The sequence below is a fragment of the Stakelama marina genome (assembly GCF_018122655.1).
GTDB lineage: Bacteria > Pseudomonadota > Alphaproteobacteria > Sphingomonadales > Sphingomonadaceae > Sphingomonas > Sphingomonas marina.
This window is the reverse complement of record NZ_JAGRQC010000006.1, coordinates 42,124-62,524: the sequence shown is the minus strand read 5'-3', so window position 1 is coordinate 62,524 and position 20,401 is coordinate 42,124. Positions and strand designations below refer to the sequence as shown.

The window sequence follows — 20,401 nt, the reverse complement described above, 5'->3', positions numbered from 1 at the left end:
ATGCCGGCTCGTCGATCATGCCGAAGGGTGACCGCGCCCAGGCTTCTACATAGGTGGAGACAAGGGGCTGAACGGTCATGGCGGTACGTCCGAAATCGTTGGTGTCGGTTACAGCGCGTTCAGCCTGCTGCATCTCGCAGGAAAAAAGAAACGCCGCCGCCCGGCAAGGGCGACGGCGCTTTCTCTGGTCGATGCGACCGGGCTTACATGCCCGAATCGTCGGTGTCGGTGCTCGCCGAACCGCTGGCGCTTGCGCCGGCATCGAGGTTCGGGATCATCACGCCGTTGATGACGTGGACGACGCCGTTCGACTGCATCACATCGGCGGTATCGATATAGCCGACGGTGGTGCCGGCCTGGTTCGACAGCTTGATGTTGCCGTTCGGGCCGAGCGTCGCCTTCAGCGCTTCGCCTTCGACCGTGGTCAGCATCGCGGTGCCGCCGCCGGCCTTGATCTTGGCCTTGATCGCGTCGGAATCGAGCTTGCCCGCGACGACGTGATATTTCAGGATCTTCGCCAGAACCGCCTTGTTCTCGGGCTTCATCAGCGTGTCGATGGTGCCCGGGGGAAGGCGGCTGAACGCGCCGTTATCGGGTGCGAACACGGTGAACGGGCCGGGGCCGGAGAGCGTCGACACCAGGCCGGCTGCCTTCACGGCGGAAACCAGCGTCGTCAGGTTGCTGGCGGCGGATGCGTTTTCGACGATGGTCTTCGACGGCAGCATCGCAGCGCCGCCGACCATCACGGGCTCGGGCGTCGGAGCCGGGGTCGGGTTCGCGGCGATCGTTTCGCTCGACGAAGCCGAGGTCGAAGCGGTGGAGGTTTCGCCGCTGGTGCTGGCGGTCGAAGCACAGGCCGCCAGCGCCGCCGCGCCCGCGAGGGTGGCCATAGATCGGATGGAAATGCGGTTCATATTCGTTCTCTCTCCAGACTTGGTCTTCCGGGTCGGGGCGTGCGGAGCACGCACCCTTAGCTACGGTTAAGCACACAAAAGGTTGCGCCGACGCGCCGAGCCGAGGCTCATTGCGCCTTCGCAAGTACCCCCGCAAGGAGGCGGAAATCGCGCTCGCGCGGGGACGCCCGCCGCCACACCAGCGCAATGCGGCGCGACGCCCGCTCAGCTTCGAGCGGGCGCACGACGATCCGGGTCCCCTCCAGGATACCCGAGCCAAGCGCCATCTCGGGCAGCATCGTCACGCCCAGCCCGTTGTCAACCATTTGCACGATCGTATGCAGCGACGTTCCAAGCATCGCCGCCTGTCCGCGCAGTTCCGGATGATTGCACGCGGCGAGCGCATGATCCTTCAGACAGTGTCCGTCCTCAAGCAGCAGGAGCCGTGTCTCGTCGATATCGTCGGCAACGACGGGCTGCTGCGTCTTGGTCATTTCGCCCTCCGGAAAGGCGACGAACAGCCGGTCGTCGAACAGCGGCTCGATCTCTACCTCGCCGCAGGCATAGGGCAGGGCGAGCAGCACGCAATCTGTGCGCCCATGGTGCAGCCCTTCGCAGGCCGCAGCGCTTGGTTCCTCGCGCAGGAACAGCTTCAGATCGGGATAATCCTCGCGCAGCCGCGGCAGGATTTTCGGCAGCAGGAAGGGGGCGATCGTCGGGATCACGCTCATCCGCATCTCGCCCGACAGCGGGCGACCGGCGGCGCGGGCCATATCGCCCAGTTCGTCGGCTTCGCGCAGGATCAGGCGCGCCTTGTCGGTAATCTGCTCACCCAGCGGCGTGAAACGCACGACGCGCCGCGTGCGCTCGACCAGCGTCACGCCGATCAGCGTCTCCAACTCGCGGATGCCTGCCGATAGGGTCGATTGGGTGACGAAACAGGATTCGGCGGCGCGCCCGAAATGCCCGTGATCGTTGAGCGCAACGAGATATTGGAGCTGTTTTAGCGTGGGAAGATAGGTAGCCAGTGATCGCCTCCGTCGATTAGCAGGCGATATCTAGGCAGATACGGCGGCGAAACAATGGTTGCCGCCCGTCGGCGCGGCCGTCCTCCCCCCGGTTCGTGCCGTGCCGAGAGGGGGGAGGGGACCATGTCACGCTGCCTGCAGTTCCTCCGATGGCAGGCGGATCAGATAGTCGAAGGCCGACAGCGCCGCGTTCGACCCTGCGCCCATCGCCACGACGATCTGCTTGTATGGCTCGGTCGTCGCATCGCCGGCTGCGAAGATGCCGGGCTGAGAGGTTTCGCCGCGATCGTCGATCTCGATCTCGCCGCGTTCGGTCAGCGCGACCGCGCCCTTCAGCCATTCGGTGTTGGGTACGAGGCCGATCTGCACGAAAACACCTTCCAGCTCGACATCGTGGCTCGTGCCGTGGTTGCGGTCCTTGTAGGTCAGCCCCGTCACCTTGCTGCCGTCGCCATTCACCTGCGTCGTCAGTGCCGAGGTGATGACCTTGACGTTCTTCAGGCTGCCGAGCTTGCGCTGCAGCACCGCATCGGCGCGGAGCTGGCTGTCATATTCGATCAGCGTGACATGCGCGACGATGCCGGCAAGGTCGATCGCCGCTTCGACGCCCGAATTGCCGCCGCCGATCACCGCCACGCGCTTGCCCTTGTAGAAGGGGCCGTCGCAGTGCGGGCAATAGGCCACGCCCTTGTTCTTATATTCCTCTTCGCCCGGCACGTTCATGTGCCGCCAGCGCGCGCCGGTCGTCAGGATCACGGTGCGCGCATTGAGCGTCGCGCCGTTCTTGAGCTCGACCGAATGGAAATCGCCCTCGCGCTCGGCCGGGGTCAGTTTCTCTGCGGTGTGGAGGTTCATGATGTCGACATCATACTGGCGGACATGCGCCTCCAGCTGTGCGGCGAGTTTCGGCCCTTCGGTTTCCTGCACCGACGGGAAATTCTCGATTGCCATCGTGTCGAGCACCTGCCCGCCGAAGCGTTCGGCGAGCACGCCGGTGCGGATGCCCTTGCGCGCGGCATAGACCGCCGCCGTGGCGCCGGCGGGGCCGCCGCCGACGATCAGCACGTCGAACGGGTCCTTTTCGGCAAGCTTCTCGGCCGCGCGGGCGCCGGCATTGTCGTCGATCCTGGCGACGATCTGCTCCAGCTCCATACGCCCTTGCGCGAAGGGTTCACCGTTCAGGAATATCTGCGGTACGCTCATGATCTCGCGCGCCTCGACCTCATCCTTGAACAGTGCGCCGTCGATCGCGGTGTGGCGGATATTCGGATTGAGCACCGCCATCAGGTTCAGCGCCTGCACCACATCGGGGCAGTTCTGGCACGACAGTGAGAAATAGGTTTCGAATTCGAAATCGCCCTCGATGCCCTTGACCTGCTCGATCAGGTCTTCGGCAGCCTTGGAGGGGTGGCCGCCGACATGGAGCAGCGCCAGCACCAGCGAGGTGAATTCATGGCCCATCGGGATGCCGGCAAAGCGCACCGCGATATCGGTGCCCGTTCGGCGGATGAGGAAGCTCGGCTTGCGCGCATCGTCTACGGCATCCGCGAGCGTGATCTTGTCCGAAAGCGCGGCAATCTCTTCGAGCAATTCGCCCAGCTCGCGCGACTTGTCGCCATCGCCTAGGCTGGGGACGAGCTCGATCGGCTCGCGGATGTTCGCGAGATAGGTTTCGAGCTGCTGCGTCATGTTGGCGTCGAGCATGGAATCTCCTGATCGTCTGTCCTGCAAATATAAAACGGCCCGGGGCAGAGCTGTTCCACCCCGGGCCGCATCAACCCAAAGGGGGCTGGGTCTTAGATCTTGCCGACAAGGTCGAGCGAGGGAGCGAGCGTCTTTTCGCCCTCTTCCCACTTGGCCGGGCAGACTTCGTCCGGGTTGGCGCGGACATATTGCGCGGCCTTCACCTTGCGCAGCAGTTCGGCGGCATTGCGGCCGACGCCTTCGCAGGTCTGCTCGAGCACCTGGATCACGCCGTCGGGATCGACGACGAAGGTCGCACGGTCGGCAACGCCCTGGCCATCACGCAGCACGTCGAAATTGTTCGCGATGGTGTGGCTCTGGTCGCCCAGCATGTAATAGTTGATCTTGCCGATGGCTTCCGAGCTGTCGTGCCATGCCTTGTGGCTGAAATGCGTGTCGGTCGATACCGAGAACACCTCGACGCCCATGTCCTGAAGCTTGGGATAGATGTCGGCCAGATCTTCGAGTTCGGTCGGGCAGACAAAGGTGAAGTCCGCCGGATAGAAGAAGAAGACGGCCCACTTGCCCTTGACGTCGGCATCGCTGACCTCGACGAACTTGCCCTGATGGTAAGCCTGCGTCGTGAACGGCTTCAGCGTATCTCCGATCTTCGCCATAAAATGCGTCTCCTGATTGCAATGAATTTCCCGGGCGGGATCGCCCTTGTGCAATGCGGCATATAAGGACGCGTGAGCGCGCTTCAAATGAGAAGGCTCGCTCGGCATGATCGAATAAATCAATCATAAAAAGCAGGTTAATCGACTGGGCCTGAATGATCGTCGAAGGATCGATTTCGCGCTGCGCGTGCGAAGACTGAAGCCCGGACGGCGCGCGGGGAGCTTGAACGCGCGCCGCCCGGTCCCTCCCGTGGATAGCGGTATAGCAAGGCACGGCTTTCACCAGATTGAACGGCCGATGCTGGAATTCGGCACGCGCAGCGCCTAGATTGGCGAGCTGACGACAAGGGGACCGGTATGTTCCAGCGGCTGACCGCCTATCTCGATTCGATCAAGGCCCGCGATCCGGCGCCGCGTTCGCGCGCGGAAGTGCTGCTGTACCCTGGCGTCTGGTCGGTCGGTTTTCACCGCATCGCGCACCGCCTGTTCACCGCGCGGCTGTTCTTCCTCGCGCGCGCGGTGAACCATCTGTCGCGCTTCCTGACGGCGAACGACATCCATCCGGGCGCGGTGATCGGGCGCAATTTCTTTATCGACCACGGCTTCGTCGTCATCGGCGAAACCGCGGAGATCGGCGACAATGTGACGATCTATCAGAATGTCACGCTGGGCGGGACGAGCCCCGATACCGGTGTAGGCGGCAAGCGGCATCCGACGATCAGCAACGGCGCGATCATCGGGTCGGGCGCGCAGGTGCTCGGGCCGATCACCGTCGGCGAGCGCGCGCGCGTCGGCGCCAATGCGGTGGTCACGCGCGACGTGCCCGAAGGCGCGACGATGGTCGGCATCCCGGCACGACCCACGGTCGTCGACGGTGGCGGCGGAAAGCGTGAATTCGTGCCCTATGGTACGCCGTGCAGCGAAATGTTCGATCCTGCGACGCAGAAGGTGGAGATGCTGCGCTGCGAGCTGGAGGCGCTGCGCAAGCGTCTCGACGACGTGCTGGCCGAGCAGGAGGCACGCGATACCCAGGACCGCCGCGACCGCGCCTGATGGGAAATGTCACTCCGTTCCCCGTCGCTAAGGGCCGGCCGAGCCAGATCGGCTTCGAACGGTCCGAATTGACGCGTATCCTCGATCTTTACGGGCGAATGGTCGCGGCGGGGCATTGGCGCGACTATGCGATGGATTTCGGCCGCGATGTGGCGGTGTTTTCTGCCTTCCGCCGGACCGCCGAACGCCCTGAATATCGCATCGAAAAGCGCCCTGAACTGCGCAACCGCCAGGGCATGTGGGCGCTGGTCAACGAAGGTGGGATGACGCTCAAGCGCGGCCATGACCTCGGCGCTGTGCTGGCGCCGATCGAACGGCGCCTGCTGAAGCTCGTCGCCGACTGACGGCAATATCGTCCGGCTGGAAAAAGACCCCCGATGCACGGTGGCATCGGGGGTAGCCTCCATGCCCTACAAGGGGCGAGGGCATGGAGCAGGTTCAGTGTGCTGCGGGCATCTGCACCGGCGGCAGACGACGATCGAGCGAACCGAGCAGGCCGACCACCCTGCGCCGCATCGGGTGCCAGAATGCCGATAGCGTCAGCAGTGCCGATCCGATCACGAACGCGGTGAACGCGGCGCTCAGCTCGACTGCGCCCGCCTTGGTGAACAGCGCGTAGAGCGCGTAGAGGACATAGGCGAGGCTGGAGACCAGCAGCGCACGGCGATCCACCGCCAGCGCGATGAAGCCGAACGCGACATACAGCGCCAGCACGACCACCGCGATCGCCGGTCCGATGTCGCGGTTGAAGACGCCGAGCAGGTGAAACAGCGGATGCGCGATCAGCGGGGCCGCGGCGAGGTGGAGCCAGAAGGCCACGTCGGCCCTTCGCGTCAGGCGTTCACGATCGGACATGTCCCAGACCATCGCGGTCGCGAACACCGCCACCCCGCCGGCCAGCGTGAGCGGATAGATGACCGCCTCTGCCGCGGGGACGGCGGCCGCACCCAGCGCCACGATGACACCGACGACGGCGACCGCGCCGGCAGCGACGGTTATCGGCACCATGAAACGGCGCCAGTGCAACCATGCCGCCCCGGCGGTCACCACGCCGATCCCGGCGGCGATCAGCATGTCGATTCGGTCGGGGAGGTCGGGATTGATCGCGTTCATCGCGCCCACCAGCGCTCCCGCCACGCCGCCGACAAAACCGAGCAGCAACAGGATGCTGGGGAGCGCCATTCGCCGTTCCCGCGTGAAATATTCGGCAAGCCCCCACGAAGCCGCCGCCACGCCGATCCCGCCCATCCACGGGCCGACCTTCGCGCCGATCTGCCCGGTCGCGACCAGCAGCAGCGCGATTGCGATCGCGACGAAGATGTCGTTGAAGCCGGAAAGGAGCCGGAAATGTTCCTCGTCCACCGACGGCGCAAGCCGTTCGCGTGCGACATGGTTGCGAAATGCGGTGGCCGCTTCGCGTGAGATCACGCCCGCGTCCACCGCATTGTCGAGTTCGCTCTCGCTGTACATGGCAATACCTCCCTGTATGAGGGAGCTATATCACCAGTGTATTACCTACACAATACGGATGGCCCGGACTGGGCGTCAGCCGTCCTGCAACTTCGCGAAGATGGTTTGCGCCTGTTCGCCGCCCGACTGCGGCACGATCTCGCCGGTGCGATCGGTGATCTCGCCCCAGTGGTCGGCAACGCCTTCGGGTGTCAGTTCGTCGCCCTGCAGGCGCACACCGGGCGTCAGCGTGACATAGGCGGCCTGGAATACGCCGGCGCCGGCGCCGACGATCGCGTTCGACGGAGCGTCTTCGGAAACGAGGTAGAGCGCTGCCGGCGCCACGCTTTCGGGCGTGAACAGCTTGAACGCGGCTTCGGGGAAGATGTCTTCGGTCATGCGCGTGCCGGCGACGGGCGCCAGCGTGTTGACCTTGATGTTGTATTTCGCGCCTTCGAGATAGAGCGTCTTGGTCAGGCCGGCGAGACCCAGCTTCGCCGCGCCGTAATTCGCTTGGCCGAAATTGCCGAACAGCCCTGTCGACGACGCCGTCATCAATATGCGGCCGTAATTCTGCTCGCGCATCGTTTCCCAAACCGCCTTGGTGCAGTTTGCCGATCCGTTCAGATGGACATCGACGACGAACTCGAAATCCTCGGGCGCCATCTTGGCGAAGCTCTTGTCGCGCAGGACGCCGGCATTGTTGATGAGGATGTGGACGCCGCCCCATTTTTCCTTCGCCTGGGCGACCATGGCTTCCATCTGCTCATATTCGGTGACGCTGCCGCCGTTCGACATCGCTTCGCCGCCGGCTTCGCGAATTTCCTCGACCACCTTCAGCGCCGCATCGGAATGCCCGGTGCCATCGCGCGCGCCGCCGAGGTCGTTGACCACGACCTTTGCCCCGCGCCGGGCGAGTTCGAGCGCATAGGCACGGCCAAGGCCGCCGCCTGCGCCGGTGACGATGGCAACGCGATTGTCGAAACGGATGGACATGGAAAAGGCGCTCCTTCGTAATTCGGGAACGCCTGACTAGGGCAGATTGCCGGGAAACGAAAGCCGGCGATCAAAGTATGGGTATGTGAAAAAAGGGCGCACGGAATTTTGTCCGTGCGCCCCGATGATAGAGTTATCGGCCGCCGCGCTGACGACAGCCGTCATACTGACCCGGCTTGCAGATCGGATAGCTGGCCTTGGGCGGCGGGGGCGGAAAGGCCTCGGAAGGCTGCGGGGCCGGTTTGAATACGACCGGCTGCCCTGCCGTCGGAGTGGCCGTCATCGGCGGGTTCGCCGGCTGATACCCACCGGCGCTCTCGGTATATTGGATCGCGCCGGGCTGGGTCGACTGGTCGTCCGCGGAAACCTGCGGCGGATTCGATTGCGGCGGGGTCTGAGCAAATGCAGGGGCGCTCATCGTCAGCGCGGCTGCCAATGCAATCAGCTTCATTTTCGTTCTCCCGAATTGTCTCAGCGCACGGGGGGCATGCGCTGCCGAGTGAACGATCAAGCCCGCAATTTGGTCCGAATTTTTCGGTCGCGAATGCTAGGAGCCTGAATCGAGAGAATATCCCGCCGACCGCACTGTGCGGATGATATCGGGTTTGCCGCCCTGGTTGATCGCCTTGCGCAGGCGGCGGATGTGCACGTCGACGGTGCGCGATTCGATTTCGGAATCGTGGCCCCATACCGCGTCGAGCAGCCGCTCGCGCGAGAATACCCAGCCCGGATGTTCGAGGAAGTGGCGCAGCAGGCGGAACTCGGTCGGGCCAAGCGGCACAAGCTCGCCGCCGCGGCGGACCTTGTGACCCACCGTGTCCATCTCGATATCGGCGTAGGTCAGTTGTTCGCCCGCCAGTGCGGGGCGCACCCTGCGCAGCACGGCGTTCACGCGGGCGACGAGTTCGCGCGGTGAAAAAGGTTTGGTGACATAATCGTCGGCGCCGGTTTCCAGCCCGCGCACCCGGTCCTCTTCCTCACCGCGCGCGGTGAGCATGATGATGGGCACGTTGGCGGTTTCCGAGGCGCGGCGCAGCCGGCGGCAGACCTCGATCCCCGACAGCCCCTCGACCATCCAGTCGAGCAGCACGATGTCGGGCGTCGCTTCGGCCGCGAGCAGCAGAGCCTCTTCGCCGTCAACGGTGTGCTTGACCTCGAAATCCTCGCGGCGAAAATGATAGGTGAGGAGCTCGGCAAGCGCCGCATCGTCCTCGACCAGCAGCATCGTTGCCCGGCTCATGGCGTCAGCTCCCCGCCAGTGGAACGGTGTCGCCCTGGTCGCGGTCGCCCATATGGTCGCCCGTTGCGGCGTAATAGACCATTTCGGCGACGTTGGTGGCGTGGTCGCCGACACGCTCCAGATTCTTGGCGATGAACAGCATGTGCGCGGCCTGACTGATCGACTTGGGGTTCTCGACCATGAAGGTGACGAGCGTGCGGAAGATCGAATTGTAGAAATCGTCGACCGCGCGGTCCTGTTCGCAGACGCGTACCGCGGCCTCCGGGTCGCGCGCCGCGAAGGCGTCGAGGACGTTGCGCACCATGTCGGTCGCCATGTTCGCCATCGCCGGAAGCAGCGACAGCGGCTCGATGACGCTGTGGCCGTCGATCGCGGCGACGCGCTTGGCGATGTTCTTGGCATAGTCGCCGATCCGCTCGACCACGCCCGCGATCTTCAGCGCGGCGACCACTTCGCGCAGGTCGTCGGCCATCGGCGCACGCAGCGCGATCAGCCGGACCGCGAGCCGCTCGACCTCGGTCTCAAGCTCGTCGATCTGCTTGTCGCCGTCGATGATGCGAGCGGCAGCTTCCAGGTCATGGCGCTTCAGCGCATCCATCGACGCATCGATCGCAGCCTCGGCCAGGCCGCCCATCTGCGCGATCAGACCGCGCAGTTCGCCGATATCCTCGTCGAAAGCCTTTACCGTGTGTTCGTTCATTCGCCTGGTCCCGATCAGCCGTAACGGCCGGTGATGTAATCCTTGGTGCGTTCTTCGCGCGGATTGGTGAAGATATCCGAGGTCTCGCCATATTCGACGAGATTGCCGAGGTGGAAAAACGCGGTCTTCTGCGAAACGCGCGCCGCCTGCTGCATGTTGTGCGTGACGATCACGATCGCGTATTTGCCGCGCAGCGCGTGGATCAGTTCCTCGATCTTCGCGGTCGCGATCGGATCGAGCGCCGAACAGGGCTCGTCCATCAGAATGACTTCGGGGTCGACCGCGATCGCACGCGCGATGCACAGCCGCTGCTGCTGACCGCCCGAAAGCGCGGTGCCGCTGTCGTGCAGGCGATCCTTGACCTCGTCCCACAGGCCGGCGCGCTTCAGCGACTGCTCGACGATCTGGTCCATCGCGCCCTTGTTCGGCGCAAGCCCGTGAATACGCGGCCCATAGGCGACATTCTCGTATATCGACTTGGGGAAGGGGTTGGGCTTCTGGAACACCATGCCGACGCGCGCGCGCAGCTGCACCACGTCCATCTGCGGCGAATAGATGTCTTCGCCGTCGAGCGTGATGTCGCCCGTCACCTTCGCGATCGGGATCGTGTCGTTCATGCGGTTCAGCGTCCGCAGGAACGTGGACTTGCCGCAGCCCGACGGGCCGATGAACGCGGTGACATTTTCCATGTCGACATCGATCGACACGTCCTTGATCGCGTGGGTCGCGCCGTAGAACACGTTGACGTCGCGAGCCGACATCTTGATGTGCGTCGCCGCTTTCGGCGTCGCCGGCTCGGTCTGGTCCACGCGGACGGGGTTGGGGGCTTGCGTGTCGGTCATTACCAGCGGGTCTCGAAACGGTTACGAAGATAGATGGCGAGCGCGTTCATCGCGAGCAGGAACAGCAATAGCACGATAATCGCGGCGGAGGTGCGTTCGACAAAGCCGCGGCTCACCTGATCGGACCAGAGGAAGATCTGGACCGGCAGAACCGTTGCGGGGTCGGTAAAGCCTTCCGGAGGCGATGCGATGAAGGCGCGCATGCCGATCATCAGGAGCGGCGCGGTCTCGCCGAGCGCGCGCGCCATGCCGATGATCGTGCCGGTCAGAATGCCGGGCAAGGCGAGCGGCAGGACGTGGTGGAAGACGACCTGGATACGGCTCGCCCCGACGCCTAGCGCGGCATCGCGTATCGACGGCGGCACCGCCTTGATCGCGTTGCGGCTGGCGATGACGATCACGGGCATGATCATCAGGGCAAGCGTCAGGCCGCCGACCAGCGCGGCCGAACGCGGCAGGTGGAAGAAGCTAAGGAACACCGCGAGGCCGAGCAGACCGAAGATGATCGACGGCACCGCGGCCAGATTGTTGATCGACACCTCGATCAGATCGGTCCAGCGGTTCCGCGGCGCATATTCCTCGAGATAGACCGCCGACAGCACGCCGATGGGAAAGGCGATGGCGAGCGTGACGAGCATCGTGAAGAACGATCCCTTCACCGCGCCCCAGATGCCGACCGTCGTGGGGTCGGTTGCGTCGGCCTTGGTCAGGAATCCGGTATCGAAATTCTGGTCGAAAGCGTGCTTCTGCTTCAGCCGGGAGACCATCGCCTTGAATTCCGGCGTGCCGTTGCCGTCGAACGCTTCCTGAAGGTCGGACGAGATGGGAACGTCGATTTCGGCGCGCTTGCCGAGCAGCGACGGATCGTCCTTCAGCGCATCGCGGACGCTGGTCCACGCGCTGTCGGACAGGACGAGATCGCCATCGGGGCCGAACGCGGCCTTGGCCGAATTGTCGGTCAGATCCTCTATCCCGACATTGGCGAGCGCCATGTCGGCGCCGGGGCCTTGCAACTGGCTCGCGCTGACCGGCAGCTGTGCCTGCGCGAAGTCGACCGGCAGCTTGACCTCGGTCCGCGTGAAGCCGCCGATGCCATTCGACACCATGACGATCAGCAGAAAGGCCAGAAAGCCCGCCGACAGCACGATCGCGGCCAGACCGAAAAACTTGAACCGGCGCTCGGCGGCATAGCGCCGGCGGATGCGGCGCTGCATCGCGCGCGACGTCCAGTCGGTCGGCGTGCGCTCGGCGGCGTTGGGGGAGGTCGTGCTATTCATAGGCTTCGCGATATTTCTTCACCACGCGCAGCGCGACGATGTTGAGCAGGAAGGTGATGAGGAACAGCGTCAGACCCAGCGCGAAGGCCGCGAGCGTCTTGGGGCTGTCGAATGCGGCTTCGCCGGTCAGCAGGTCGACGATCTGCTTGGTGACCGTGGTGGCGCTTTCGAACGGATTGAGCGTGATCGTCGCCGCGCCCGATGCCGCCATCACGACGATCATCGTCTCGCCGATCGCTCGGCTCACGGCGAGCAGAATACCCGCCACCACGCCCGGAAGCGCCGCCGGCAGCAGCACCTTGCTGATCGTTTCCGATGTCGTTGCGCCCATCGCCAGCGATCCGTCGCGCATGGCGCCCGGAACCGCGGCGATCGAATCGTCGGCCATCGACGATACGAACGGAATAATCATCACGCCCATGACGAGGCCCGCGGCAAGCGCGCTCTCGGAACTCGCATAGGTAAAGCCCAGCGAGACGGCGAAGTCGCGCACCGCAGGCGCCACCGTCAGCGCGGCGAAATAGCCATAGACCACGGTGGGAACGCCGGCGAGAATCTCCAGGATCGGCTTCATCCACTTACGCACTGACGGGGCGGCATATTGCGTCAGGTAGATCGCGCTCATCAGGCCGAATGGGATGGCGACGATCATCGCGATGATCGCACCGATGAAGAAGGTGCCCCAGAACAGCGGCACCGCGCCGAGCGACGCGCCGGGGTCGCTCGACTTGATGATCTGTGGGCTCCAATGCGTGCCGAACAGGAAGTCGGTCAGCGGAACGACCGAAAAGAAACGCGCCGATTCAATCAGTAGCGACACGAAGATGCCGACCGTTGTCAGGATCGCGATCAGCGATGCCAGCAACAACGCGATCATCACCGTGCGTTCGACACGGGTGCGCGCGCGGAACATCGGGCTTACCCGGCTGAACGCATAGGCACCGCCGGCAAAGGCGAGAAGCAGCGCGAGCGCCGTGCCGATCCAGCGATATTTCGACTGCGCCTTCGCATAAGCAGGCGCAAGCGCCTTGGCTTCTTCATTGAACGCGCCGAACGAATTGCCCTCGGCAAGCGTCCGCGCCTCGGACAATATCGCCTCGCGCTGGAAACCGAATGCAGGCAGTTCCGCCGCTGCCGGCGACGCCAGCACCTCCTGCGTGGCCAGCGACGGCGACACGGCAGACCATATCGCGAGGAACAACAGCGCGGGGGCCGCCGTCCACAGCGCGACATACCAGCCATGCTGGCTCGGCAACGAATGGCGCTTGCCCGCGCCGAGCGTCGCAAAGCGCGACGCCCGGGCACGGGCGGTAAGCCAGCCGATCAGGCCGAGCCCCACAACGAGGAAGAAAAGCGCGAAAACAGTCACGATTCGGCGTCCAGTACGCGGCTCAGATCAATGCAGCTCGTCGTCTTTCAGCGCCGCCGGGTCGAGCGCGATTTCCTGGTCGATGATCTTTTTCGACTGCGCGCGAACATCGGCGGGGGCGGCAATCATGCCCTTCTTCACCAGCGGGCCGTCGGGACCCCAGGACGCGGCATACTGATTCATGAAATCCTTGATGCCGGGGATCGCGCCGATGTGCTGCTTCTTCACATAGATGAACAGCGGACGCGAACCGGGATATTTGCGGTCGGCGATATTCTGGTAGGTCGGGTCGACGCCGTCGATCGGAATGCCGTTCAGACGGTCGCGATTTTCCTCGAGATAGCTGTAGCCGAAAATGCCGATGGCATTGGGGCTGACGCTCAGATTCTGGACGATGATATTGTCGTTCTCGCCCTTGTCGACATAGGCGCCGTCGCTGCGGATTTCGGTGCAGCGCGTGGCATAGGCGTCCTTGTCCGACTTCAGCTTGGCGGCCTCGGGATCGCTTTCCTCGCAACCCTTGGCGAGGATCAGTTCGGACAGCGCGTCGCGCGTGCCGCTGGTCGAAGGCGGGCCGAACACCTGGATCGGAATGTGCGGCAGCGACGGATCGACATCGCTCCAGAACTTGTTGGTATTGGGCTTGCCGCCCGGATTGGCCGCGAGCGCCTTGTAGAGCTGGACCTTGGTCAGCTGCAGCTTCGGACCCTTTTTCGATTCGGCGAAGGCGACGCCGTCCATGCCGACCTGAACTTCCATGATGCCGTCGACACCGTTGGTCTTGCAGGTCTGATATTCGCCCGGCGTCATGCGGCGCGACGCGTCCTCGATATCGGGATGGTCGGGGCCGACGCCGGCGCAGAACAGCTTCATGCCGCCACCGGTGCCGGTCGATTCGATCACCGGCGTCTTCAACGAGGGATTCTTGTTCACCATCTGCTCGGCGACGATCGTCGAGAACGGATAGACGGTGGACGAGCCGACGATCCGTATCGAGTCGCGAGAGGCCTGCTGGCCGCAGGATGCGAGCGCGGTGGATGCGATGGCGATCAGCGCAAGACGGCGGATCATTGCGTTTTCCCTTCAGTAACGGTGATCTTGGAATCGGTGAGGCGAATGCTGCTCTCCGCGCCCGCCTCTGTTGCATTTTCATTACGTGTTGATGACAGCGGCGCCTGCGGAAGCAGAATGCGCACGGTCGTTCCCTTGCCCGGCACGCTAGAAATATCAAGTCGCCCGCGATGCCGTTCGACGATGTGCTTGACGATGGCAAGGCCCAGGCCGGTGCCCCCGATCTTGCGGCTGCGGCCCGGATCGACGCGGTAAAAGCGTTCGGTAAGCCGGGGCAGATGTTCGGGTGCGATACCTTCGCCCTCGTCGCTGACGCTCAGCGCCGCCATTGCGCGATCGGCCTCGTGAAGCGCGATCGTGACGGGTGTGCCCGCGCGGCCATATTTCATGGCGTTGCCGACGATGTTGTGGAGAAGCTGCGACAATTGCGCGCGGTCGCCGCGGACCAGAATGCCCGAATCGATGGCACAGGAAAGGTCGGTGGCGCGCGGGTCGCCGCTTGCCGAAAGCTCTGCGCAGACCTCTTGCGCAAGCGCGCCCAGATCGACCGAATCGGCGGGCTCGCGGTATTTTTCGGCCTCGATGCGCGACAGGCTCATCAGGTCGTCGACGAGCCGCTGCATCCGCACCGCCTCGTCGAACATCACCTTCAGGAAGCGCGCGCGCGTTTCGGGGTCTTCCCCCGCTTCCTCGCCCAGCGTCTCGATAAAACCCAGCAGCGATGCCAGCGGGGTGCGCAGTTCGTGGCTGGCATTGGCGACGAAATCGACGCGGATTCGCTCGGTCGCGTAGCTGCCGGTGCGGTCGACCAGATGGACGATGCGAATGCCGTCGCCGACCGCGCGAACGCGCATTTCCCAGCTCTGGTCGCGCCGTCCCAGGCCGATCAGGTTGATCGGCTCGCCCGATGCGCGGCCGGCGTCGCTCAACAGTCGTTCGGCGGCGGCGGGGTGGCGAATCGCAAGGCGGACATCCTCGCCGACGATATGCTGGCCAAGCAGCGCGTGCGCGGCCTTGTTGGCCCGCCAGACGCGGTTGTCGGCAACGACGAGCAGGGGCTCTCCGACCGCTTCCAGAACGTCCATCAGCCCCGGTTCGTTATAATGCCGCCGTTCGGCGCCGGGTTCGGCATCGCCGGCATGGGGCTCGCCGGTGCCGGATGCCATCAGAACCGCCGCAACGCCGCCGACCAGGACAATCAGCATCGCGTCGATATCGGCGCCCATCACGAGCCCGATCGCCGCGCAGCAGGCAACCAGCAGGATCGCGATCAGCGTTCGCGGCTCGAAGAAGTGTTCCATCGCGGCACGCGCCCTAGCCGATTTATTGCGCCCCGCCAAAGCGTGGTTCGCGTTCTTAACGATCTTTTACCATTGCGAAACGGCTTTACCGGCAGAATGATGCCGTCATGCAGGACGACAAGCCGCAATCCGAATCGGTTTCGACCGGCCGCCGTGCGCTCATGCTCGGCGCGGTCAGCGCATCGGCGATCGTCTCGATCCGCCCGGCGCTGGCACAGACGACCGCGTCGATTTCGACCTGCGAAATTCCCGTTCCCGATCCGCAACGCGCGGGCAGCTATATCGCGCAGGACGGCACGCTCGTCCCCGCCGGCACGCCCGGCGCCTATCCCCCGGCGGCGGCACCGTTCAAGGGCGAGGATGTAAAAAAGGCGCTGGCGGGCGGCACGCTGCCCGGCACCGATTACGAAACCAGCCAAGCCTATACGCAATATATCCGGCGGCTGCAGGCGGGTACCAGCGGGTTCACCTGCTTCGCGTCGCTGCAAATGCCGCGCGGCTGAGGCGCGGTCTTATCGACTTGTCAGGCTTCTGACGGCACAAGGGGGCCGTGACGGGGGAAGCAACACGATACCGGGCGGCGGCGCCGGATAGCCTGCGGGCGGTGACGCTCGATGCGATGGTCGCGCTCTATCACCGCGCCTCGGGCCAGACGCATGTCGTGGCATCGCCGGTGCCCGAGATACTGGAGGCGCTGCACCCCGATCCGCTGACGCTCGACGCGCTGCTCGCGCAGCTTTCGGGACGGTTCGATATCGGCGACGCCGATGTTCGCGCGCTAGAAGCCCGGGTAGAGGAACTGGTCGCCGCCGGACTGGTCGAAGCGCTGTGAGGCACCGGTTCGACGTCCGTATCGGCCCGGTGGGCTTCCGTGTCGGATCGGACTGGCGCGGGCCTGTCGCGCAGCTCGAGACGCTCTACCGCGACTATCCCAGGCCGGAGGACGGGATTCCGGACTTTACCGTGCGCCTGTTTGCCGCGCGACCGTGGCGCCGGGTGGTGCGCCCCTCGGTGATGATTTCGGGCGACTACACCATTCCCGACGCCGCGCCGCTGCCGCTTCGGCTGGGGCTGTTGGCGGCGGAGATGGGGATGAACCTGCAAATGGCGCTCGCGCAGCGACGCTATCTGCTGCTCCATGCCTCGGCGGCGGAGCGCGACGGGCGCGCGGTTTTGATGACGGGCGTTTCGGGCGCGGGCAAATCCACGCTCGCTGCGCTTCTGATGGCGCGGGGGTGGCGGCTGATGGGCGACGAATTCGCGCTGATCGATCCCGAAACCGGGCTGGTCCACGCCTTTCCCCGGCTCATCAGCCTGAAAAACCAGGCGGTCGCGGTAATGGAACACGCGCTGCCGGACGGGCGCTTCGGTCCGCCGATGCCCGATACGCCCAAGGGCGATATCCGTCACCTCGTCCCCGATGCGCGCGCGGTGGAGACGATGGATCGGCCCGCCAGCCCTGCGCTCATCCTGTTTCCGACCTTCGGCCATGAAGCCGCCGAGCGCCCCGTATTGCCGAGCGAATCCTTCGTCCGGCTGACCCAGGCATCGACCAACTATCTCGCGCTCGCCGAGCGTGGCTATGATGCGCTGACCCGGCTCGTCACCACCGTGCCGGCGCGTGCGATCGACTATCCCGATGCCCAAACCGCGGTGGCGCAGGTCGAAACCCTGTGGGAGCAGACCGCATGAGCGGCACCTTGCTGGCGCGGATCATGCGCGATCCCTCACAGGTCGAGGCGCTCGATGCCGATGGCTGGACCGGCCTGATTGCCGCTGCCCGCGCCGAACAGATGGTCGGCACGCTTGGCCACCGGCTTGACGGGTTGCCGATGCCGGGTGCGGTGTCGCGAATCCTGGCCGATGCGCGAGCGTCGGCGGCACAGGGGCGCACCGCCGCCCTGTGGGAAGCCGAAATGGCGCGTCGCGCGCTGGCGAAGATAGGGGCACCGGTCGTGCTCCTGAAAGGCACCGCCTATGTCGCCGCGGGGCTGGAGGCGGGCAGGGGGCGCTCGATCGGCGACCTCGATATTCTCGTCCCGCGCGATGCGATCGACGGAGTGGAGGCTGCGCTGCTTTCGGCGGGCTGGGAATGGGTCAAGCCCGATCCCTATGACGACGCCTATTATCGGCGGTGGATGCACGAATTGCCGCCGCTCATCCACCGCGAACGCGACCGGATGATCGATGTTCATCACACCGTTCTGCCGCTCACCGCACCAATCACCCCCGATGCCGCGGCGCTCGTCGGCGACAGCGAGGCGCTGCCGAACGGCCTGCGCATCCTCGCGCCGATGGACATGATCTGCCACGCCGCCGCGCACCTGATCGCCGACGGCGACCTTGCGGGGGGAATGCGCAATCTGTGGGACATCCACTGCCTGATCGGCGAATTCGGAACCGACGGGCTGGAAGCGCGCGCCGCACATCACGGCCTGCGCGCGGCTGTGCTCCGCGCCGCGCGGCTGGCCGTCGACGTGTACGGCACGGAAATTCCTGACGCCTGGCACAGGCGAAACGTTGCAGACACGCTGTTCAAACGCCGGCTGCTCGCGCGCGACGGCTGGGGGCGCAAAACGCGCAAGCTGACCGAACAGGGCTTCTACGTCCGATCGCACCTGTTGCGCATGCCGCCGAAAATGCTCGCCCGGCATCTCTGGACCAAATGGCGCAAAGGGTATCGTCCGGTCGGTTAGGCGCTGGCGATCGCCCTATAGCGTGCGCAAGGCACCGGGCAGTTCGCGGTAGTGATCGATCACCGCATCGGCGCCCATTTCATCCACCGGCTGCAACAGAAAGCCGAAACTGACCGCGATCGCCGGTACGCCGGCATTCTTCGCCGCTTCGACATCGTAGATCGAATCGCCGACAAATGCGGTCCGCCCGCCGCCGCAGCGCCGTATCATTTCGTCGATCGGTGCGCGGTGCGGCTTGGCGAAGCCCTTGCCCATCGTGTCGCCCCCGATCACGCAGGCGAAACGGTCGCGAATATCGAGTTCGCCCAGCACCTTCTCGGCAAGGTTTTCGAACTTGTTGGTGACGATGGCGGTCGTAACCCCAGCCTCGCGCAGCAGGTCGATGGCATCGAGCGCGCCGTCGAACGGGCGGGTATGGACGGCGATATTGGCTTCGTAATATCCGAGCAGCAGCTTGTAGAGCCGCCGGAACTCGTCGGGCGGGCAGCCACCGGTATCCTCCAGCGCCTGAATCAGCAGGTTCTTCGCGCCGCCACCGACCTTGCTCGTGACCGCCGCCTTGTCGAGCGGCGGGCGTCCGGCGGCCTGCAGCGTGTGATTTACCGCTGCGGTCAGGTCGCCGCTCGTGTCGAGTATGGTGCCGTCGAGGTCGAAGCCGACGATATCGAAAGGAATTCTGGTCATCGTCCATGCGATTGCCAGCATCGCTATGGAAGTTGCAACCCAATCATGGCAGGGGCGTCGGCGCGAAGGAGAACAAATGACGTCGAAACCGATCGCCGCCGTCATACTTGCCGCGGGCAAGGGCACGCGGATGAAATCCGATCTTCACAAGGTGCTGCACCCGATCGCGGGGCGCGCGATGCTGCTGCACCTCGTCGATACCGTCGCCGCGCTGGAGCCTGAAAAGACGGTCGTCGTGGTCGGTGCGGGCCGCGACCAGGTCGAGGATGCGATCGAACCGCACGGCATCGCCGTCGCGCATCAGGCCGAACAACTCGGCACCGGCCATGCGGTCGCGCAGGCGGAAGATGCGCTGACGGGTTTCGACGGCGATGTGCTGATCCTCTACGGCGACGTGCCGCTGGTTTCGACCGACACGATGCGCGCGATGCTCGATCGGCTGCATGCCGACGACGCGCCGGCTACGGTCGTACTCGGCTTTAGGCCCGAAGATCCCGCTGCCTATGGCCGGGTGATCGTCGAACCGGGCACCGACCGTATCGCCAGGATGGTCGAATTCAAGGACGCCTCGCCGGAGGAGCGCGCGGAGACGCTTTGCAATTCGGGGCTGATGGCGGTGCGCTCCACCGATCTCTTCGCGCTGCTTGCAAAGGTCGGCAACGACAATGCGGCGGGCGAATATTATCTGCCCGATATCGTCATGCTGGCGGCCGGAGAAGACCGCGCTTCCGCGGTTATCGAGACGCGCGAGGAAGAGGTGGCGGGCGTCAACAGCCGCGCCGAACTCGCCCGGGTCGAAGCATCCTGGCAACAGCGTCGCCGGGCCGAGGCGATGGCGGCCGGCGCCACGCTGATCGCGCCTGAAACGGTGTGGTTCTCCTACGATACCGCGATTGGCCGCGACGTGGTCATCGAACCCAATGTGTTTTTCGGACCCGGCGTAACGATCGCCGACGGCGTGACGATACACGGATTCAGCCATATCGAGGGTGCAACGGTGGGTGCGGGTGCTTCGGTCGGGCCCTATGCGCGTCTCCGGCCCGGTGCGGTACTCGGTGAAAAGGCGAAGATCGGCAACTTCGTCGAGATGAAGAAGGCGGTGCTCGGCCCCGGCGCCAAGGCCAGCCACCTGACCTATCTCGGCGATGCGGAGGTCGGCGCAGGCGCGAATATCGGTGCGGGCACGATCACCTGCAATTATGACGGGTTTTTCAAATATCGCACGCGGATTGGCGAGGGTGCCTTTATCGGATCGAACAGCGCGCTGGTCGCTCCGGTTTCGATCGGAGACGGTGCGATCGTCGGTGCGGGATCGGTGGTGACGCGCGACGTCGAGGCCGATGCACTGGCGCTGGCGCGCGGCGAGCAGGTGGCCAAGCCGGGTCGCGCGAAGCGCTTTCGCGAGATGATGGCGGCGAAGAAGAAGGCGGGAAGGTAAGCCT

The 20,401-nt window shown here is 64.8% G+C and carries 22 protein-coding genes; 7 read left to right on the top strand and 15 right to left on the bottom strand.

The genetic code is table 11. From position 1 onward, the window contains the following. Window positions 1–203: 203 nt before the first annotated feature. The 4 genes from J7S20_RS15890 to ahpC form a co-directional block, all read right to left on the bottom strand. On the bottom strand, window positions 204–890 hold the full coding sequence (locus J7S20_RS15890; protein ID WP_284055226.1) for a fasciclin domain-containing protein: 687 nt from the start codon (window positions 888–890) through the stop codon (window positions 204–206). A gap of 131 nt (window positions 891–1,021) precedes the next feature. Further along, window positions 1,022–1,921, bottom strand: a complete 900-nt coding sequence (locus tag J7S20_RS15885) for a hydrogen peroxide-inducible genes activator (protein ID WP_284055237.1) — start codon at window positions 1,919–1,921, stop codon at window positions 1,022–1,024. A 126-nt stretch (window positions 1,922–2,047) separates the two neighbouring features. After that, window positions 2,048–3,625, bottom strand: coding sequence for an alkyl hydroperoxide reductase subunit F (gene ahpF, locus J7S20_RS15880; protein WP_284055225.1), 1,578 nt, complete (start codon window positions 3,623–3,625; stop codon window positions 2,048–2,050). Window positions 3,626–3,717: 92 nt separating this feature from the next. Next, on the bottom strand, window positions 3,718–4,281 hold the full coding sequence (gene ahpC, locus J7S20_RS15875; protein ID WP_284055224.1) for an alkyl hydroperoxide reductase subunit C: 564 nt from the start codon (window positions 4,279–4,281) through the stop codon (window positions 3,718–3,720). 357 nt (window positions 4,282–4,638) lie between these two features. Here ahpC and epsC point away from each other — a divergent pair, with 357 nt between their 5' ends. Both epsC and J7S20_RS15865 read left to right on the top strand, forming a co-directional pair. Beyond that, a complete protein-coding gene (epsC, locus tag J7S20_RS15870) occupies window positions 4,639–5,334 on the top strand; it encodes a serine O-acetyltransferase EpsC (RefSeq protein WP_284055223.1) in 696 nt (231 codons plus the stop codon). After that, window positions 5,334–5,678 (top strand): DUF2794 domain-containing protein, encoded by a 345-nt coding sequence (locus J7S20_RS15865; protein ID WP_284055222.1) that lies wholly within the window; start codon window positions 5,334–5,336, stop codon window positions 5,676–5,678. Before epsC ends, J7S20_RS15865 begins: the two co-directional genes overlap by 1 nt. A gap of 94 nt (window positions 5,679–5,772) precedes the next feature. On the opposite strand, the gene J7S20_RS15860 is transcribed toward J7S20_RS15865, so the two are convergent. From J7S20_RS15860 to J7S20_RS15815, 10 genes are all read right to left on the bottom strand, one after another. Beyond that, window positions 5,773–6,804, bottom strand: coding sequence for a hypothetical protein (locus J7S20_RS15860; protein WP_284055221.1), 1,032 nt, complete (start codon window positions 6,802–6,804; stop codon window positions 5,773–5,775). A 75-nt stretch (window positions 6,805–6,879) separates the two neighbouring features. Then, window positions 6,880–7,779: an SDR family NAD(P)-dependent oxidoreductase gene (locus J7S20_RS15855; protein WP_284055220.1), complete on the bottom strand. Its 900-nt coding sequence runs from the start codon at window positions 7,777–7,779 to the stop codon at window positions 6,880–6,882. A 133-nt stretch (window positions 7,780–7,912) separates the two neighbouring features. Continuing rightward, window positions 7,913–8,230 (bottom strand): hypothetical protein, encoded by a 318-nt coding sequence (locus J7S20_RS15850; protein WP_284055219.1) that lies wholly within the window; start codon window positions 8,228–8,230, stop codon window positions 7,913–7,915. A gap of 96 nt (window positions 8,231–8,326) precedes the next feature. Next, window positions 8,327–9,019, bottom strand: a complete 693-nt coding sequence (gene phoB, locus J7S20_RS15845) for a phosphate regulon transcriptional regulator PhoB (RefSeq protein ID WP_284055218.1) — start codon at window positions 9,017–9,019, stop codon at window positions 8,327–8,329. Between the two features lie 4 nt (window positions 9,020–9,023). Then, on the bottom strand, window positions 9,024–9,719 hold the full coding sequence (gene phoU / locus J7S20_RS15840; RefSeq protein WP_284055217.1) for a phosphate signaling complex protein PhoU: 696 nt from the start codon (window positions 9,717–9,719) through the stop codon (window positions 9,024–9,026). Window positions 9,720–9,733: 14 nt separating this feature from the next. Continuing rightward, window positions 9,734–10,480, bottom strand: coding sequence for a phosphate ABC transporter ATP-binding protein PstB (pstB, locus tag J7S20_RS15835; RefSeq protein WP_284055236.1), 747 nt, complete (start codon window positions 10,478–10,480; stop codon window positions 9,734–9,736). Window positions 10,481–10,560: 80 nt separating this feature from the next. Next, complete coding sequence (gene pstA, locus J7S20_RS15830; RefSeq protein WP_284055216.1) at window positions 10,561–11,838, bottom strand: phosphate ABC transporter permease PstA; 1,278 nt, start codon at window positions 11,836–11,838, stop codon at window positions 10,561–10,563. Continuing rightward, a complete protein-coding gene (gene pstC, locus J7S20_RS15825; RefSeq protein ID WP_284055215.1) occupies window positions 11,831–13,207 on the bottom strand; it encodes a phosphate ABC transporter permease subunit PstC in 1,377 nt (458 codons plus the stop codon). The genes pstA and pstC overlap by 8 nt, the downstream gene beginning before the upstream one ends. 27 nt (window positions 13,208–13,234) lie before the next feature. After that, the gene (locus J7S20_RS15820; protein ID WP_284055214.1) at window positions 13,235–14,278 is read right to left on the bottom strand and encodes a substrate-binding domain-containing protein; all 1,044 of its coding nucleotides are present in this window, start codon (window positions 14,276–14,278) and stop codon (window positions 13,235–13,237) included. Further along, the gene (locus J7S20_RS15815) at window positions 14,275–15,579 is read right to left on the bottom strand and encodes an ATP-binding protein (protein ID WP_284055213.1); all 1,305 of its coding nucleotides are present in this window, start codon (window positions 15,577–15,579) and stop codon (window positions 14,275–14,277) included. Before J7S20_RS15815 ends, J7S20_RS15820 begins: the two co-directional genes overlap by 4 nt. A 107-nt stretch (window positions 15,580–15,686) precedes the next feature. Here J7S20_RS15815 and J7S20_RS15810 point away from each other — a divergent pair, with 107 nt between their 5' ends. From J7S20_RS15810 to J7S20_RS15795, 4 genes are read left to right on the top strand one after another with little or no spacing between them, the layout of a single operon-like run. Continuing rightward, complete coding sequence (locus tag J7S20_RS15810) at window positions 15,687–16,082, top strand: hypothetical protein (protein WP_284055212.1); 396 nt, start codon at window positions 15,687–15,689, stop codon at window positions 16,080–16,082. Between the two features lie 47 nt (window positions 16,083–16,129). Continuing rightward, complete coding sequence (locus J7S20_RS15805) at window positions 16,130–16,411, top strand: HPr-rel-A system PqqD family peptide chaperone (protein WP_284055211.1); 282 nt, start codon at window positions 16,130–16,132, stop codon at window positions 16,409–16,411. Then, on the top strand, window positions 16,408–17,271 hold the full coding sequence (locus J7S20_RS15800) for an HprK-related kinase A (protein ID WP_284055210.1): 864 nt from the start codon (window positions 16,408–16,410) through the stop codon (window positions 17,269–17,271). The genes J7S20_RS15805 and J7S20_RS15800 overlap by 4 nt, the downstream gene beginning before the upstream one ends. After that, complete coding sequence (locus J7S20_RS15795; protein WP_284055209.1) at window positions 17,268–18,275, top strand: nucleotidyltransferase domain-containing protein; 1,008 nt, start codon at window positions 17,268–17,270, stop codon at window positions 18,273–18,275. Before J7S20_RS15800 ends, J7S20_RS15795 begins: the two co-directional genes overlap by 4 nt. Before the next feature lie 15 nt (window positions 18,276–18,290). Here the strand turns inward: J7S20_RS15795 and J7S20_RS15790 are convergent, their stop codons facing one another. Further along, window positions 18,291–18,959 (bottom strand): HAD-IA family hydrolase, encoded by a 669-nt coding sequence (locus tag J7S20_RS15790; protein ID WP_284055208.1) that lies wholly within the window; start codon window positions 18,957–18,959, stop codon window positions 18,291–18,293. A 76-nt stretch (window positions 18,960–19,035) separates the two neighbouring features. Between J7S20_RS15790 and glmU the strand changes: the two genes are divergently transcribed. Continuing rightward, the gene (glmU, locus tag J7S20_RS15785) at window positions 19,036–20,397 is read left to right on the top strand and encodes a bifunctional UDP-N-acetylglucosamine diphosphorylase/glucosamine-1-phosphate N-acetyltransferase GlmU (RefSeq protein ID WP_284055207.1); all 1,362 of its coding nucleotides are present in this window, start codon (window positions 19,036–19,038) and stop codon (window positions 20,395–20,397) included. Window positions 20,398–20,401 lie beyond the last annotated feature (4 nt).